Origin of the sequence: Mycolicibacterium aurum, assembly GCF_900637195.1 — a bacterium.
Lineage (GTDB): Bacteria > Actinomycetota > Actinomycetes > Mycobacteriales > Mycobacteriaceae > Mycobacterium > Mycobacterium aurum.
This window is the reverse complement of sequence record NZ_LR134356.1, coordinates 2,148,566-2,164,464: the sequence shown is the minus strand read 5'-3', so window position 1 is coordinate 2,164,464 and position 15,899 is coordinate 2,148,566. Positions and strand designations below refer to the sequence as shown.

Annotated in this window: 15 protein-coding genes; 3 read left to right on the top strand and 12 right to left on the bottom strand. The window is 69.1% G+C overall.

Features of this window, described 5'->3' with window-relative positions:
• Window positions 1-326: 326 nt before the first annotated feature.
• Window positions 327-1,154, bottom strand: a complete 828-nt coding sequence (gene tsf, locus EL337_RS10260; protein ID WP_048630549.1) for a translation elongation factor Ts — start codon at window positions 1,152-1,154, stop codon at window positions 327-329.
• A 21-nt stretch (window positions 1,155-1,175) separates the two neighbouring features.
• Window positions 1,176-2,033 (bottom strand): 30S ribosomal protein S2, encoded by an 858-nt coding sequence (gene rpsB, locus EL337_RS10255; protein WP_048630919.1) that lies wholly within the window; start codon window positions 2,031-2,033, stop codon window positions 1,176-1,178.
• Between the two features lie 308 nt (window positions 2,034-2,341).
• Here rpsB and EL337_RS10250 point away from each other — a divergent pair, with 308 nt between their 5' ends.
• Window positions 2,342-2,827, top strand: a complete 486-nt coding sequence (locus tag EL337_RS10250; RefSeq protein ID WP_048630550.1) for a M23 family metallopeptidase — start codon at window positions 2,342-2,344, stop codon at window positions 2,825-2,827.
• Here the strand turns inward: EL337_RS10250 and EL337_RS10245 are convergent.
• The 8 genes from EL337_RS10245 to EL337_RS10210 form a co-directional block, all read right to left on the bottom strand.
• Entirely contained in the window at window positions 2,814-3,659 is an 846-nt protein-coding gene (locus EL337_RS10245; RefSeq protein ID WP_232786701.1) for an alpha/beta fold hydrolase, read from the bottom strand. The two genes, EL337_RS10250 and EL337_RS10245, sit on opposite strands and share 14 nt — an antisense overlap.
• Before the next feature lie 70 nt (window positions 3,660-3,729).
• On the bottom strand, window positions 3,730-4,632 hold the full coding sequence (locus EL337_RS10240; protein ID WP_048630921.1) for a tyrosine recombinase XerC: 903 nt from the start codon (window positions 4,630-4,632) through the stop codon (window positions 3,730-3,732).
• A 69-nt stretch (window positions 4,633-4,701) separates the two neighbouring features.
• Complete coding sequence (locus tag EL337_RS10235; protein WP_048630551.1) at window positions 4,702-5,862, bottom strand: lactate 2-monooxygenase; 1,161 nt, start codon at window positions 5,860-5,862, stop codon at window positions 4,702-4,704.
• 36 nt (window positions 5,863-5,898) lie between these two features.
• Window positions 5,899-6,753: a siderophore-interacting protein gene (locus EL337_RS10230; RefSeq protein WP_048630552.1), complete on the bottom strand. Its 855-nt coding sequence runs from the start codon at window positions 6,751-6,753 to the stop codon at window positions 5,899-5,901.
• A gap of 78 nt (window positions 6,754-6,831) precedes the next feature.
• Window positions 6,832-7,338: a DUF302 domain-containing protein gene (locus EL337_RS10225; RefSeq protein ID WP_048630922.1), complete on the bottom strand. Its 507-nt coding sequence runs from the start codon at window positions 7,336-7,338 to the stop codon at window positions 6,832-6,834.
• 43 nt (window positions 7,339-7,381) lie between these two features.
• Window positions 7,382-8,518 carry a DNA-processing protein DprA gene (dprA, locus tag EL337_RS10220; protein WP_048630553.1) on the bottom strand — a complete coding sequence of 379 codons (1,137 nt, stop codon included), beginning with the start codon at window positions 8,516-8,518 and terminating at the stop codon, window positions 7,382-7,384.
• Complete coding sequence (locus tag EL337_RS10215) at window positions 8,515-10,029, bottom strand: YifB family Mg chelatase-like AAA ATPase (protein ID WP_048630923.1); 1,515 nt, start codon at window positions 10,027-10,029, stop codon at window positions 8,515-8,517. Before EL337_RS10215 ends, dprA begins: the two co-directional genes overlap by 4 nt.
• Complete coding sequence (locus EL337_RS10210) at window positions 10,029-10,400, bottom strand: YraN family protein (RefSeq protein ID WP_048630554.1); 372 nt, start codon at window positions 10,398-10,400, stop codon at window positions 10,029-10,031. The genes EL337_RS10215 and EL337_RS10210 overlap by 1 nt, the downstream gene beginning before the upstream one ends.
• A 140-nt stretch (window positions 10,401-10,540) precedes the next feature.
• On the opposite strand from EL337_RS10210, the gene EL337_RS10205 reads away from it, so the two are divergent.
• Together EL337_RS10205 and EL337_RS10200 are read left to right on the top strand one after the other, a co-directional pair.
• On the top strand, window positions 10,541-11,368 hold the full coding sequence (locus EL337_RS10205) for a DUF1206 domain-containing protein (protein ID WP_048630555.1): 828 nt from the start codon (window positions 10,541-10,543) through the stop codon (window positions 11,366-11,368).
• A 40-nt stretch (window positions 11,369-11,408) separates the two neighbouring features.
• On the top strand, window positions 11,409-13,907 hold the full coding sequence (locus EL337_RS10200; RefSeq protein ID WP_048630556.1) for an AMP-binding protein: 2,499 nt from the start codon (window positions 11,409-11,411) through the stop codon (window positions 13,905-13,907).
• On the opposite strand, the gene EL337_RS10195 is transcribed toward EL337_RS10200, so the two are convergent.
• Together EL337_RS10195 and EL337_RS10190 are read right to left on the bottom strand one after the other, a co-directional pair.
• Window positions 13,867-14,688 carry an acyl-CoA thioesterase gene (locus EL337_RS10195; protein ID WP_048630557.1) on the bottom strand — a complete coding sequence of 274 codons (822 nt, stop codon included), beginning with the start codon at window positions 14,686-14,688 and terminating at the stop codon, window positions 13,867-13,869. The two genes, EL337_RS10200 and EL337_RS10195, sit on opposite strands and share 41 nt — an antisense overlap.
• Window positions 14,685-15,893, bottom strand: a complete 1,209-nt coding sequence (locus tag EL337_RS10190) for a CoA transferase (protein WP_048630558.1) — start codon at window positions 15,891-15,893, stop codon at window positions 14,685-14,687. The genes EL337_RS10195 and EL337_RS10190 overlap by 4 nt, the downstream gene beginning before the upstream one ends.
• Window positions 15,894-15,899 lie beyond the last annotated feature (6 nt).

Below are 15,899 nucleotides of genomic sequence, written 5' to 3'. Positions count from 1 at the left end.
TTGCCGTGCGGCGGGACTCAACCGTGTCGGTCACTGTGACCAGAACACTTCTCGCAACCCCGCCATGGCACGAGATTAACTCGACGGCAGCGATAGTGATGGCTATTGACCTGGTGTCGTCACAACCAAGTTGGCATTTGTTGTAGCTGCGGGCCGAATTGCGGCCGGATGACCAGCATTTCGAGCAAAGACGTTCGCGGCCGGCGCCGGCTGTCTGTGCACAAAGCGGACACGCCCCAGTCGAAGCCGGCAAACAGAGCCGGCACGCACCCCGAAATACACGTAGCCCCCGCGACTGCGTCGCGGGGGCTACGTGTGAGGTGTGGTCAGGCCTGGCCGACCTCGAAGCGGACGAACCGGGTCACGGTCACGCCGGCCTCGTCGAGCAAAGCCTTCACCGACTTCTTGTTGTCGGACACCGACGGCTGATCCAGCAGCACGACGTCCTTGTAGAAACCGGTGACGCGACCGTCGACGATCTTCGACAGCGCCTGCTCAGGCTTGCCCTCGGCGCGCGCGGTCTCTTCCGCGATGCGCCGCTCGTTCGCCACGATGTCCTCGGGCACGTCCTCACGGGTGAGGTACTTGGCCTTCAGCGCGGCGATCTGCAGGGCGACAGCGTGCGCGGCCTCCTTGCCTTTTTCGGCATCACCGGCTTCGTACTCGACGAGCACGCCCACGGCGGGCGGCAGATCGGCTGCCCGCTTGTGGAGGTAGGTCTCGGTGGTGCCGTCGAAATAGGCCACGCGGCGCAGTTCGAGCTTCTCGCCGATCTTGGCCGACAGGTCGGCGATGGTCTGCTCGACCGTGGTGTCCCCGACTTTGGCAGCCTTGAGCGCGTCCACGTCGGTCGCCTTGGCAGCGATCGCAGCGGCGACGACCTCGTCGGCCAACGCCTGGAATTCGGCGTTCTTGGCCACGAAATCGGTCTCGGAGTTGAGCTCGATGAGAGCGCCGTCCTTGGCGGCCACCAGGCCCTCGGCAGTCGCGCGCTCAGCGCGCTTGCCGACGTCCTTGGCGCCCTTGATGCGCAGCAGTTCGACAGCTTTGTCGAAGTCGCCGTCAGCCTCGACGAGCGCATTCTTCGAGGCCAGCATTCCTGCGCCCGTCAGGTCACGGAGACGCTTGACGTCGGCAGCGGTGTAATTAGCCATGTCAGCCTTTCGCTACAGAAATTAGGAGGTGGCCTCGGGAGCGGCTACCTCGGTTGCCGCGGCCTCGGGTGCCGCAGCAGCGGCCTCGGGGGCGGCGGTGGTGGCACCGGCCAGCAGTTCCTGCTCCCATTCGGCCAGCGGCTCGGCGGCCTGCCCATCCTGGCCGGCCTCGGCCTTGTTGGCGCCGGCGCCCGACCGTGCCTGCAGACCTTCGGCGACCGCTGAGGCCACCACCTTGGTCAGCAGCGCGGCGGAGCGGATGGCGTCGTCGTTGCCCGGGATCGGGTAGTCGACGAGGTCAGGGTCGCAGTTGGTGTCCAGGATCGCGATGATCGGGATGTTCAGCTTGCGGGCCTCGGCAACCGCGAGGTGCTCCTTGTTGGTATCGACGACCCAGATGGCCGAGGGCACCTTCGCCATGTCGCGAATACCGCCGAGGCTGCGCTCGAGCTTGTTCTTCTCGCGCGTGAGCATCAGGATTTCCTTCTTGGTGCGACCCTCGAAGCCACCGGTCTGCTCCATCGCCTCAAGCTCCTTCATCCGCTGAAGGCGCTTGTGCACGGTCTGGAAGTTGGTGAGCATGCCGCCCAGCCAGCGCTGGTTCACGTACGGCATGCCGACGCGGGTCGCCTCCTGGGCGATGGACTCCTGCGCCTGCTTCTTGGTGCCGACGAACATGATCGATCCGCCGTGCGCAACGGTTTCCTTGACGAACTCGTAGGCCGAGTCGATGTAGGTCAGCGTCTGCTGCAGGTCGATGATGTAGATGCCGTTGCGGTCGGTGAAGATGAACCGCTTCATCTTGGGATTCCAGCGACGGGTCTGATGCCCGAAGTGAGTGCCGCTGTCAAGCAGCTGCTTCATGGTTACAACAGCCATGGTGATGTGGCCAGCCTTCATTTGTCGGTTGTCGTCCGGCATCGGGTGAGCCGGACCCTGGCGACTGCGTCGATGCCGGACCCGCCCTGACGAGCGGGACCGCCCGGCATACGAAGGTGACGATGCCTCTCAAGAGAGGTAGTTCGTCTCGCAGACGCGCGAAGTCAGCCCGCGGAAGCGAGCTGCGGAAAGAAGTTTACACGCTGTACACGGGTGCCTTGACCATCGACGTCCGGCCGGGCACCGTCATCCACAGGCCACTCTGCTGGGGCTTCCGTGACACCGCCGAAGTGCGCTGAACTGGAGATATGCGGACTCTCGCACTTCTGACGGCGATGGCCGTCCTGTGCGCGGCCCCCGCATCGGCCGACGGCGCCCGCCTCGCCTGGCCGCTGCACCCGCGGCCCGCGGTGGTGCGGCAGTTCGACGCCCCGTCGCCGAACTGGCAGCGCGGGCACCGCGGCGTCGACCTGGCCGCGTCCGCCGGGCAGTCGGTCCACGCCGCCGGGGTGGGCACCGTGGTCTTCGCCGGCACCATGGCCGGGCGGCCGCTGGTGTCGATCGCCCACCCGGGCGGCCTGCGCACCAGCTACGAACCCGTGCAGCCGACCGTCCGGCGGGGGCAGCAGGTGCCCGCCGGGACGGTCATCGGCACGGTGGTGGCCGGACATCCGGGGTGCGCGGCCCCGGCGTGCCTGCACTGGGGCGCGATGTGGGGGCCTGCGGCACGGGCCGACTACGTCGACCCGCTGGGGCTGGTCGCGACCACTCCGATCCGGCTCAAGCCGATGTGAGGCCGGTCAGGAATGCGGCAATGGCCGCCACCACCTCGTCCGGGTGGTCACGCTGCACCCAGTGCCCGGCACCCGGGATGATCCGCAGTTGTGCGTCCGGCATCGCGTGCGCCGCCGCTTCGGCACAGGACAGGGGCACGGCGGTGTCCCGGTCTCCGTGCACGATCAGGACCGGCCGCGGAAACGTCCGCAGTTCGCGGGTGTAATCGGTGGCCAACCGGTTCCACCGCACCTGATCGCGCTGCCACTGACCGAACGCCTCCAGCCCGCGACCCTGCGCCGCGGCGGTGAACACCTCGTCCATCAGTTCCGGCGTGCGGTGCCCGGGGTCGCGGATCAGGGAGGACATCGTCCACCGGATGGCGGCGCGCCGGCCACCGATCCAGCGTGTCGTGGCCTCCAGCAGCCCAGTGCGCACCATGGTCCAGGTGACGAACTGCCGGACTCCGGCGAGCGGGCCCTCGGACAGCCGGCCCATCAGTCCGTAGCTGCCGAGCAGCATCGCTGCGCTGACCCGCTCCGGCCGCGCGATGACGTGACCGATGGCCATCCCGCCGCCGAGTGACAACCCGCCGACCACGTAGCGGCGCAGATCCACTACGTCAGCGAACTCACCCACATACTCGACCAACCGCTGCTGGGTCACCGGCCAGGGCGGTCGCGCACTCTCGCCATAGCCGGGATGATCAGGGGCGATCACCCGATAGCCGGCGCCGGCGAGCTGCGGACCGATGCCGCCCCAGGACAGCGACGCGTTGTCCACCCCGCCGCCGTGCAGCAGTAGCACCGTCGCGGCAGCGGCCGTGCCGGGTGACCATTCGAGAAATGACACCCTCCCCCAGCTCATGTCCGCGGTCGAGCGATTCTCGGAAACCACTGCACCCCTTCCGCTTCGGCTCGGCCTACGCCCTCGGGTGCGCCTGGTCGTGGACTGCGCGCAGCCGGGCGACGCTGACGTGCGTGTAGAGCTGGGTGGTGGCCAGAGTCGAATGGCCGAGCAGCTCCTGCACCACCCGCAGGTCGGCGCCGCCTTCGAGCAGATGGGTGGCCGCGCTGTGGCGCAGACCGTGCGGACCGATGTTCGGCGCACCACTGACCGCCGCCATGGTCTGGTGCACAACGGTGCGCGCCTGTCGGGGGTCCAGCCGGCCTCCGCGGGCACCGAGCAACAGCGCAGCACCGGAATCAGCGGTGGCCAGCGCGGGCCGCCCGCCCGACAGCCACGCGGTCAGTGCGACGTTCGCCGGCTCACCGAACGGTACGGTCCGCTGCTTGTTGCCCTTGCCCAACACCCGCAGCAGGCGCCGGGAGGTGTCGACGTCGTCGACGTCGAGTCCGCACAGCTCGCTGACGCGAATGCCGGTGGCATACAGCATCTCGACGAGGAGGCGGTCCCGGATGGCCAGCGGATCACCTTGTTGAGCACCGGATTTGGCGGCATCCATGGCGTCGCGCGCCTGATCCTGGCGCAAGACCGCGGGCAGCGTTCGACCGGATTTGGGTACCTGCAGCCGCGTCGCGGGGTCGTCGCTGATCAGGCCGCGCCGCAGCGCCCAGGCGGTGAACGTCTTCACCGACGACGTGCGGCGGGCCAGCGTCGAGCGGGCCGCCCCCGACGTGGCCTGGCCGGCCAGCCACGACCGCAACAGCGGCAGCGTCAGACCGCGCAGGCCGGTGTCCGGACTGCGCTCGGCGAGGAAATCGAGCAGCGATCGCAGATCTCCCAGATAGGCCCGCCGGGTGTGCTCTGAACGACCGCGCTCCAACGCCAAATACTCGTCGAAATCCTCGAGGCAGCGTTCAATCCCCGGGTCGCTTCGCTCCTGCCCTCCGGTCTCCACGGGCACACGGTCGCAGACCCTCGCGCGTCGGATCTACAGGACGCGCCGCAGCGTGTCCGGAGTGAGATCTGCCAGTGTGGGATAGCCGTCGACGGCCATGATGAGGTCGGTTTCGGCCAGCAGTGAGCGCAGCACGTGCACGATGCCGTCCTCGCCGCCGATGGAAAGCCCGTACGCGTAGGGCCTGCCCACGCCGACAGCGGTGGCCCCGAGTGCGAGCGCCTTGACGATGTCGGCGCCGCTGCGGATCCCGGAGTCGAAGAGCACGGGTAGCCCGTCGGCCGCGTCGACGACACCCGGCAGGCAGTCGATCGCGGGCAGGCCGCCGTTGGCCTGGCGTCCGCCGTGGGTGCTGCAGTAGATGCCGTCGACCCCGGCGTCCTTCGCGCGGCGCACGTCGTCGGGGTGGCAAATTCCCTTCAGCACCAGCGGCAGGTCGGTCAGCGATCGCAGCCACGGCAGGTCATCCCAGGTGAGGGGATTGCCGAAAAGCTGAGACCACTGCATCACCACGGCCTGCGGGTTCTCCTCCGGCGGCTGGGGCAGCAGGTCGCGGAACACCGGGTCACTGGTGTAGTTCGACAGGCAGCGTCCGCGCAGCTGCGGGAAGTTCGACGTCGACAGATCTCGGGGCCGCCATCCCGGGATCCAGGTGTCGAGCGTGACGATGATGGCCTTGTAGCCCGCCGCCTCGGCGCGATGGACGAAACTGGCGGCGAGGTCGCGGTCGGTCGGGGTGTAGAGCTGGAAAAATCCTGGAGTGTCGCCGAACTCGCCGGCGATGTCCTCCATCGGGTCTTCGGTCAGCGTGGAGATCGCCATCGGAACGCCGGTGCGGGCGGCGGCGCGGGCCGCCGCCAGGTCGCCATGGCCGTTCTGCGCGCAGATGCCGATGACGCCGATCGGCGCCATGAAGATCGGCGAGGGCAGTGTCATTCCGAACAGGTCGACGGACAGGTCGCGTTCTTTGGCGCCGACCAGCATCCGTGGCATCAGCCCCCAATTGTCGAACGCGGTGCGGTTGACGCGCTGGGTGCGTTCGTCACCGGCGCCGCCGACGACGTAGGACCAGACCGAGGGAGGCATGGCGGCCTCGGCTTTGGCTTCCCAGCCCGCGTAGTCCATGGGGAGGTTCGGCATGATGCCGGACAGGCCCTGCAGGTAGATCTCGAGCTGGTAGTTACCGAAGGTCATGGCCCAAGCCTGCCATCGACGCCCCCGCAGGCAGGGCTATTTCGCCTCGACTTCGGCGAGTTCACGCTTCCACTCGCGGAACGTCTCCTCGGTGCGCCCGCGACGCCAGTACCCCGAGATGGACGACGCCCACGCGGCGTCCACCCCACGATCCTTGCGGACATAGGGCCGCAGGTTGTGCATGACGGCCTGCGCCTCGCCGTGGATGAAGACCTGTACCTGCCCGGGCAGCCAGGCTGCCTCCTTGACCGCGGCCACGAGCGGGGCGTGGTCGCCGGCGGCATCGTCGAGAACCAGGTCGGCTCGGCCCCCGCGGTAGATCCACCGCACCAGGACACCTTCGGGCGCGGTCAATTCGATCTGGTCCTCCGGGCCGGCCACCTCGATGAATGCATAGCCTCTTGCATTGTCGGGCAACGCTTCCAGCGCGGCGCTGATGGCAGGCAGCGCGGATTCGTCACCGGCGAACAGATGCCAGTCGGCGTCGGGGCGCGGTGCGTACGCCCCGCTCGGGCCCATCACGAACAGACGCTGGCCCGGCTTCGCGGACGCCGCCCACGGGCCTGCGACACCGTGGTCACCGTGTACGACGAAGTCGATGGTGATTTCGCGGTTCTGCGGGTCGGCACGACGGACCGTGTAGGTCCGCACGGTGGGCCGCTGCTGGGCCGGCAGCTTGTCGAAGCAGTCGAGGGTCAGCTGGCGATTGAATGACGTGAGCGTGCTGACGTCGATGTCGTCGTCGACGAACACCAGCTTGACATAGGCGTCGGTGTTGCCGTTCGGCGTGAAGGTGTCGAAACCCTTGCCGCCAAGCACAACTCGTACGACATGCGGGGTCAGTTGCTCGGTGCGTACCACCTCGAAGGTGTGCACGGGACGTCCTGCCACTTCACTTCCTTTACTCCTGCGCTGTCGGTCCGACTATACGAGTGCCGCCGAGACCGTAGGGCCGTCCCTGGTCAGTGACTACGTGACGGCCGACACCAACGCGGCCAGCTTGGCATCGAGTTCGCGGGCGGCGGCGAGCAGGGGCGGGTTGTCCTCGACGACCATGAGCGATGACGGCTGAACGTAGGTGACGCTGCTGCCGCTCTGGCCCGGGCTGCCGCCGACGATGAGCAGTTCGACCGGCGCGAACAGGCCCGCCGTCACGTCATGGCGCAGCATCGTGATGGCGATCAGGGGATTGCCGATGATGACGCGCAGCACCCGCCGGTCGATGCCGGCCTTGGCGATCCAGCCGCCGTGGTCGAGGGTTGCGAACAGCATGAACCCGCTCGGACCGACGTGCGCCTGGACGCGCTCCCGATAACTGGGCCAGTCGGCTGTCGCGGTGCCGATGTCTTCGATCGGCACCGGCGTGTCACCGACGTCGGCCAGCAGCGCGCGGACGAGGTGGTCGTACGACTTGTCGCTGTCATAGCGAATTCGCACGCCTTCGAACGGGATGCTGCTCGACTGGGCTTCAGACATGTCGCTCTCCTTCACGTTCACCAACGCCGACGGCACGCGCCTTTCATCCCAGGCCCCTCTTCGCCAGTCGCCACTGACCCTCATGCCGCGCCACCAGTCCGTCGATCTCCAGCATCGCCAGCGGACCAAGCACCTGGGCGACCGGTACTCCGGCGTCGACTGCGATCTCCTCGACGGTGCGCGTGCCGCGACCCGGTAGCGCCTCATAGATCCGGCGTTGCACCCTGCTGACACCGTCCAACGGCGTCACGGGATGCTCGGGCTCGTCGGCGAGCTCACCCATGCGTCCCACCACTTCCACGATCTCCTGCGCGCGCGTGACCAGCACCGTGCCCTCGCGACGCAGCAGTTCATGGCATCCCGCCGATGCCGCCGAGGTCACCGGTCCCGGCACTGCGCACACTCCCCGGCCCAGTGCTCGGGCCCAGCCGGCAGTGTTGGCCGCACCGCTGCGCAGACCCGCCTCGACCACCACCGTGGCGCCGGACAGCGCCGCCACCAACCGGTTTCGTGTCAGAAAACGGTACCGCGCGGGCCGAACCCCCGGCGGATACTCGCTGATCAGCAACCCGGTGGTCGCGACCCGGTGCAACAGCGCCGAATGCCCGGCCGGATACGGCACGTCGATCCCGCCGGCCAGCACGGCCACCGTGACCCCGTCACACGCCAGCGCCGTCCGGTGCGCCGCTCCGTCGATGCCGAACGCGCCACCGGACACCACCGCGACGTCGCGCTCGACCAGGCCTGCGACCAGATCGGACGTGACGTGCTCGCCGTAGGCCGTGCAGGCACGCGTCCCGACGATCGCCGCGGCCCGTTGGGACACGTCCGCCATGCTCTCCGGACCGATCGCCCAGAGGACCAGCGGCGGGTGGTCCTCTGCCAGGGGCCGCTCCCGTCGGCCGAAGTCGATCAGCGCCCACGCCGGCCACTCGTCGTCCTCCGGGGTGATCAACCGACCGCCGCGGCGGTCGATGATCTCCAGATCTACTGCGGAACAGTCTATGTCGCGCCGCGCTTCGACGCGAGCCGCCAGGTCGGCAGGCACCGCACCGCGACGCACCCGCTCAGCCGCGGCCACCGGACCGACCTCCGCCACCAGCTCAGCCAGAGGCGCGCACGGCGGTTCGGCGACCCGGGACAGGTACGCCCACGCGCGGCGCGTGGGGCCGTCTGTCATGACGGACCGCCGATCTCGCGGAAGCTCATCGCCGTCATGACATCGTCCGGGCTCGGCGAGGTACGCCCCCCGAGGTCACTCAGTGACCACGCGACTCTGATCGTGCGGTCCATGCCCCGGATGCTCAACGCGCCGCGGTCGACGGCGGTGCGCAGCGGCTTCATCGCCTGCGCACCGGGCCGGAACTTCCGCCGTAGCAGCGAGCCGCTCACGTCGGCGTTGGTCGCGAAGCCATAGGGCCCCCATCGCTCGCGCGCTGCCCGCCGGGCGGCCCACACCCGTTCGCGGACAACGGCGGTCGATTCACCTTCCTCGTCGGTGAACGACCCTTGGCGGGATGCGTGCATTTCGACGCGCAGGTCAACCCGGTCCACCAGGGGGCCCGAGAGCTTGCTGCGGTAGCGCCGCCGCTCGGCCGCCCCACATTGGCAGTCCCGCGGGTCCGGCGGAGCGCACGGACACAGGTTCGCCGCGAGGACGAGTTGAATCCGGCACTGGTAGCGCGCGACACCGTCGCGGCGCGCCAGCCGGATCTCGCCGTCCTCCAACGGTGTTCTGAGTGCTTCCAGTGCGCCGGAGTTGATCTCGGCGAACTCGTCGAGGAACAGCACGCCCCGATGAGCGCGACTGACCGCGCCGGGGCGGGCCATCCCCGTGCCACCCCCGACGAGGGCGGCCATGCTGGAGGTGTGGTGCGGCGCCACGAACGGCGGCCGGGTGATCAACGGGGCGTCACCGGTCAACAGGCCCGCCACTGAGTGAATGGCAGTGACCTCCAGTGACTCGGGAAGCGACAGCGGCGGCAGCAACCCCGGAAGGCGTTGCGCCAACATGGTTTTCCCGACCCCGGGCGGGCCCGTCATCAGCAAGTTGTGCGCACCCGCAGCCGCCACCTCGACCGCGTACCGCGCCTGGGTCTGCCCGACCACATCGCTGAGATCGACGTCGGGCTCGGCGGCCTGCTCTCTGCGCTCGACCCGCGCGTCCAGCGCACCCTTACCGGCCAGCCAGGCCCGCAGCTGACCCAGGCTGCGGACTCCCCACACCTCGACTCCGTCGACGAGGCTGGCCTCGGCCAGGTTGTCGATCGGCACCACCACCGCGGGCCAGCCCTGCCGTCGCGCGGCGAGTACCGCGGGCAGCACGCCCTTGACCGGCCGGACCCGCCCGTCGAGGGCCAGTTCACCGAGCAGCACCGACTTCTCCAGACGCGGCCAGGTCTTCTTGCCCTCGGCCGACAACACCGCCGCCGCCAGTGCGATGTCATACACCGAGCCCATCTTGGGCAGCGTCGCCGGCGACAACGCCAGCGTCAGCCTCGTCTGCGGCCAACTGAACTTGCAGTTGGTGATCGCCGCGCGTACCCGGTCCCGGGACTCCCGCAGCGCGGTGTCCCCGAGACCCACCAGAAAGACGCCGGGCAGGCCACCGCTGATGTCCGCTTCGATTTCGACGATCTCGCCTTCCACGCCCCGCACCGCCACGGAGAAGGCGCGGCCCAACGCCGCCATCACCCCACCCCCGCGATATGGGTGATCTCCGGCGTGCGCCGCCGACCGATCCGCACCGTGACGACGTCGATACGCACCGCCGCCCACTGGCCGGTCTGCTGAGCCAGCCACAGCCCGGCCAGCCGCCGCAGCCGACGCACCTTGGCCGGCGTCACCGCCTCGGCGACGCCACCGAACCGGTCGCCGGTCCGGGTCTTCACCTCGACGAAGACCACCGCACCCCCGTTGTCGTCGGCGGCGATGATGTCCAATTCGCCGTAGCGACAACGCCAATTCCTGGCCAGTGTGCGCATCCCCATTGCGTGCAGGTAGTCGACCGCGACCTGCTCACCCAGCGCCCCGATCTCGGCGCGGCTCTCTGTTCTGGTCATGCCGCCCACCCTGCGACCGCACCCCGACAGAATCGGGCGGCAATCCCCAACCACGGATCCATCCCCAGTTGCCGCCGCGTGCTGTTTCACCCGCGTCAAAAAGGGGGTATACGAGCCCATCCGCCGACCAGGAGGGCGCCATGGGCACCAGAAGCTCGTCCAGCTCGATGCACGGCATCGCCGACCGGGCAACCGACAGCGACGCGTTCGAATACACCGCCCGGGCCGGCTTTGCCGCCAGCGGGGTACTGCACCTACTGCTCGGCTACATCATCGGCCGGCTCGCCTTCACCGGCGGCGGGAACGCCGATCAGTCCGGCGCACTGGCCGAGTTGGGCAGCCAGACCGGCGGCGCAATCCTGCTGTGGATCGCCGCCGTCGGGCTCGTCGCGCTCGGATTGTGGCGCGTCGCCGAAGCGGTGATCGGGGCCAAGCCGGGCGAAGGCTCCGGCGGCAAGGGTGACAACCCGGCATGGAAGCGCGGCAAGTCGCTGGGGCTGGCGATCGTGAACTTCGCGATCGCCCTCTCCGCCGCGCGGTTCGCGATGGGCACCGGCCAGTCGAGCAGCCAGCAGAACTCCGGCCTCTCCGCCACGCTCATGCAATCGGGGTGGGGCAAAGCCCTGCTGATCGCCGTGGGTCTCGGGGTCATCGCGGTCGGCGGCTACCACATCTACAAGGGCGCCACCCAGAAGTTCTTCGACGAACTGCGCGTCTCCGGCGGGACAGCCATCACCGCCATCGGCACCATCGGCTACGTCGCCAAAGGTCTCGTGCTCGCCGGTGCCGGCCTGCTGGTCATCCTCGCGACGCTGCAGGCAGACCCCGCGAAAGCCAGCGGGCTCGACGCCGCGGTCAAGACCCTCGGTCAGGCGCCGTTCGGCAAGTTCCTGCTGATCGCCGCCGCGCTGGGGATCGCCGCGTTCGGGGCGTACAGCTTCGTCAGGAGCCGGTACAACCGGATGTGACCCGACGGGCCGGTACTAAGGTGAGGGTATCTTCACATGAATGAGCCGGCTGGTCACTCACCTGCGCAGGTGCGGTGACCGCACCGCGGTACTGACCGATCGCGAACAGCTCACCTATCGTCAGCTCGCCGACCGGGTCGCTTCCGTTGCCGCGGAGTTCGGCCCGCGCCGTCTGCTGGTGCTGCTGGAGACCCGCAACGACCTCGCGACGCTGGTCCACTACCTCGGCGCGCTGGCCGGTGGCCACGTTGTTCTTCCCGTCCCTGCCGGGCGGGATCACCGTGACATGATCGCCGCGTACCACCCCGACGTCGTCGTCGACGCCGCCGGAATGCACACCCGCGCCGACGGGGGCCATGTCCTGCACCCCGACCTCGCGCTGCTGCTGTCGACGTCGGGCAGCACCGGGTCGCCCAAGCTCGTCCGGCTGTCCCACACCAACCTCATCGCGAACGCGACAGCGATCGCCGATTACCTCGGCATCCGCGACAGCGACCGCGCGGCGACCACCCTGCCCATGTCGTACTGCTACGGGCTGTCCGTGGTGCACAGTCACCTGCTGGCCGGCGCCACACTGATTCTCACCGATCTGTCCGTGGCCGACGGCGCGTTCTGGGACCTGTTCCGCCGCCACGCAGGCACCACCTTCGCCGGGGTCCCGTACACGTTCGAGCTGCTCGAGCGCGTCGGCTTCCCGGACCTGGATCTGCCCCACCTGCGCTATGTCACCCAAGCCGGTGGCCGCATGCCGCCGGAACGGGTTCGCGAGTTCGCCGCACTCGCGCAACGGCGGGACTGGCAGTTGTTCGTGATGTACGGAGCCACCGAGGCGACAGCCCGGATGGCCTATCTGCCACCGGATCTGGTTCACACCCGGCCCACTGCGATCGGGCGGCCGATACCCGGCGGGACGTTCTCCATCGAACCCGTCGACGACTGGCCCGACGACGGCACCGGCGAACTGGTCTACCGCGGAGCGAACGTCATGATGGGATACGCCCGCTCCCCCGCCGACCTCGCACTCGGCCCCACCCTCACGGAGCTGCGCACCGGTGACATCGCCCGTCGAAGCAGCGACGGACTTTACGAAGTCATCGGCCGTCGCAGCCGTTTCGTGAAGATGTTCGGCCTGCGCCTCGATCTGCACCACCTCGAGAGCTCGCTGCGCAGCGACGGCTTCCACGCGCTGTGCACCGACAACGACGACCGTCTCGCGGTCGTGGCCACCGGAGCGCACGACCCCGTCGACGTGCGCCGTGCCGCCGCCGCGGCGGCAGGCGTTCCGCACGCAGCAATCGATGCCGTCGTCGTCGAGGACCTTCCCACGTTGCCGTCGGGCAAGCCCGACTACCCGGCCGCGCGTGCGCTCGCCACCGGCTCGGGCCGCGCCCGGCATACCGACCGCGACCTGCGCACGCTGTACGCCGATGTCCTGCACTGCGATCCTGCCGACATCGACGAAGACGCCAGCTTCGTCGACCTAGGCGGGAATTCGCTGACCTACGTGGCGATGTCGGTGCGGCTCGAACGCGCCCTCGGTCAGTTGCCCGCCGACTGGCCGCGACGGTCGATCCGCGACCTGCAGGCCGAACCCGCACCGAGGCCACGGTGGTGGCAGGCCTGGGGCGCCACGCTGGAGACGAGCGTCGCACTGCGCGCCGTCGCGATCATCCTCATCGTCGGCTCCCACGCCGACCTGTTCACGCTGTGGGGCGGTGCCCACATCCTGCTCGGGGTGGCGGGCTACAACTTCGGCAGGTTCTGCCTGACTCCCCTGCCCCGGACCGTCCGGATACGCCACCTGCGCACCACCATCGCGTGGATCGCGGTGCCCTCGGCGCTGTGGATCGCCTTCGCGCTCATCGTCACCGACGACTATCACGCGACAAACCTGTTGCTGGCCAACAAGTTCCTGGGCCCGTCGGACAGTATGACCGCTGGCCGGCTGTGGTTCGTGGAGGTGCTGGTGTGGACCTTGGTCGCGTTGGCGCTGCTGTTCTGGCTGCCCGCGATGGACCGGATCGAACGGCAGCATCCGTTCCCGCTGGCGCTGGCCTTCCTGACGGTCGGCATGGCGCTGCGATACGACGTGCTGGGACTGTCACTGGGTCGTGACGCCTGGTTCACGGTCCTGGCGTTCTGGTTCTTCGCCGTCGGCTGGGCCGCGGCGAAGGCGACGACGGCGTGGCAGCGCGCCGCGGTCACCCTGGTCCTCGCCGTGGGATTGCACGGGTATTTCGGCAGCACCCCGCGGGAGCTGTTGGTGCTGACCGGTTTGGTGCTGTTGATCTGGCTGCCCGCCGTGCGGTGCCCGTCTGCGGTGGCCCGCGCGGCGGGCGTGGTCGCCGAGGCATCGCTGTACACGTATCTGACCCATTACCAGGTGTACCCGCTGTTCGGCGAGGATCGACTGGCCGGCGTGGTCGCCTCCGTCGTGGTCGGGATCGCGCTGACCGCAGCGGTGACGACGGTGCGCGGGTGGCTCCGGGAGCGCAGGCTCAACCGACCGGATCCGGCGCGGGCTCCCGCGCTGCGATGAGCCCTTCCTGAACCAGGGTGGCCGCCACGACGCCGTCGTGACCGATCAGGCTGGCCGCGACGACACCGCGCCCTCGCGCCGCTGCCGGCGATCGGCATTCCAGCAGATTCCACCGATCGGCGTGCACGGCGCGGTGGAACCAGATGGATGAGTCGGTGGTGCCGCTGCGGTGTGTTCGTGATCGCATCGAGTGTCCGTGCACCGCAAGCGCCGGATCGATCAGATACACGTCGGTGACGTATGCGGCTATCAGCGTGTGCAGCAACGGATCGTCGGGAAGGGCGACGGTGGCCCGCCACCACAGCCGCCGCACGAAACCCTCGCCGGCACCCTCGTCGATGAGACGCAGGTCGAGCTCATCCAGTGGCATGGACGGCGCGGGGCCGGCCGGGCCGGTCGGTGGTAGCGTCTCCGGGTTCTCGGGCAGTGAATCCCGGTGCCCGTGCTCCGGTCCCGGCAGGGCCGCCGCGAAAGAGACTGTCGCCGTGGTCAACAGCCGCCCACCCTGGCTCGCGTCGACCCGCCGGGCCGCTGCGGTCCGGCCGTCGAACGTGGTGTCGACCCGGTACTCGACGGGCTCTCCGGCCTCACCGCCGCGGAGGAACTGCAGGTGCATGGCGGTCGGCGCCTTGACGGGGTCGACGGTGCGGGCCGCCGCGGCCAGACTCTGCGCCACCAGCTGACCCCCGTAGGCACGCTTGCCGTCCGGGCCGCTGGCCGCGCCGCGCCAGGTGTGCGCCCCCGCGGCGGTCACGTCCAGCAGTTCGAGCAGCCTGCTCATGCCACCGTCCCCGAGTCGAGGAGGTCGGCGACCTGTGCGCGGTCGAGCGCCAGCCAGTTCTCGAGCACGTCGGTGGTGTCGTCACCCAGCGCGGGTGCGGGCACCGCGGCCGGATATGTGCCATCGATTGAGACGGGCAGTCCGGCGGCGAGATAACGCCCCACCCGCGGCTGGTCGAGCTCGGTGAACAGCGGGTTGTCGGTGACCCGGGCGTCCGCCGCGATCTCGCCGAACGTCTGATAGCGCTCCCACAGCACCGATGTCTCGGCCAGCGCGGCGGCGATCTCGGCGCCGGTGTGCCCGGCGAACCACTCGGCGAACAGCGCGCTCAGCGCGTCCCGGTGCCGGTAGCGCTGTCCCTCGTCGGAGAAGTCGGCGCCGGCCGAGTCGGCCAGTGCCGCAACGGCTTCGGTGGTTCCGGTCAGATCGGTCAGGTCACGGAAGTGGCGGCCGGTCAACGCGACCACCATGTAGGACACGCCGTCGCTACTGGTGAAGTTCTGACCGTAGGTGCCGTACACAGAGTTGCCGATGCGCTGCCGGGACGTGCCGTTGACCATCGCCTCGGTGAGCAGGCTCAGGTTGCCCGCCGTCGCGAGGGCCACATTCTCCAGCGGAATGCTGATCCGCTGGCCGTGACCCGTGGCGTCACGGTGCCGCAGGGCGGTCACGACGGACAGGGCCGCATAGAGTCCGCAGCTGACATCCCATGCCGGCAGTACGTGATTCACCGGCGTCGTGAGTTCGGCCGGCCCGGTGACCAGCGGGAAACCGATGGCCGCGTTGACTGTGTAGTCGACACCGGTGCCGCCGTTGGCCCGCCCCGACACCTCGACGTGGATGAGGTCCTGCCGGGCTTGGCGCAGAGTCTCATACGAATGCCACTGTCGCCCGGCGACATTGGTGATGAATACGCCGCTGTCGGCGATCAGGCGCGCAACCAGTTCCTGGCCCTGGTGTGACCGCATGTCGACCGCGAGCGATCTCTTGCCCTTGTTCAGACCTGCCCAGTAGATGCTGTCACCGGATTCGGTGAGTGGCCAGCGCCGGTAGTCGGCCGCGCCGCCGACGGGGTCGACGCGCAGGACCTCGGCACCGAGCTGTGCCAGCGTCATACCCGCCAGTGGAACCGCGACGAAGCTGGAGATCTCGACGACACGCACTCCGGCCAGGGGCCGGGTGGGGTCCGGCACTGGTTGGGTCATCTGCTC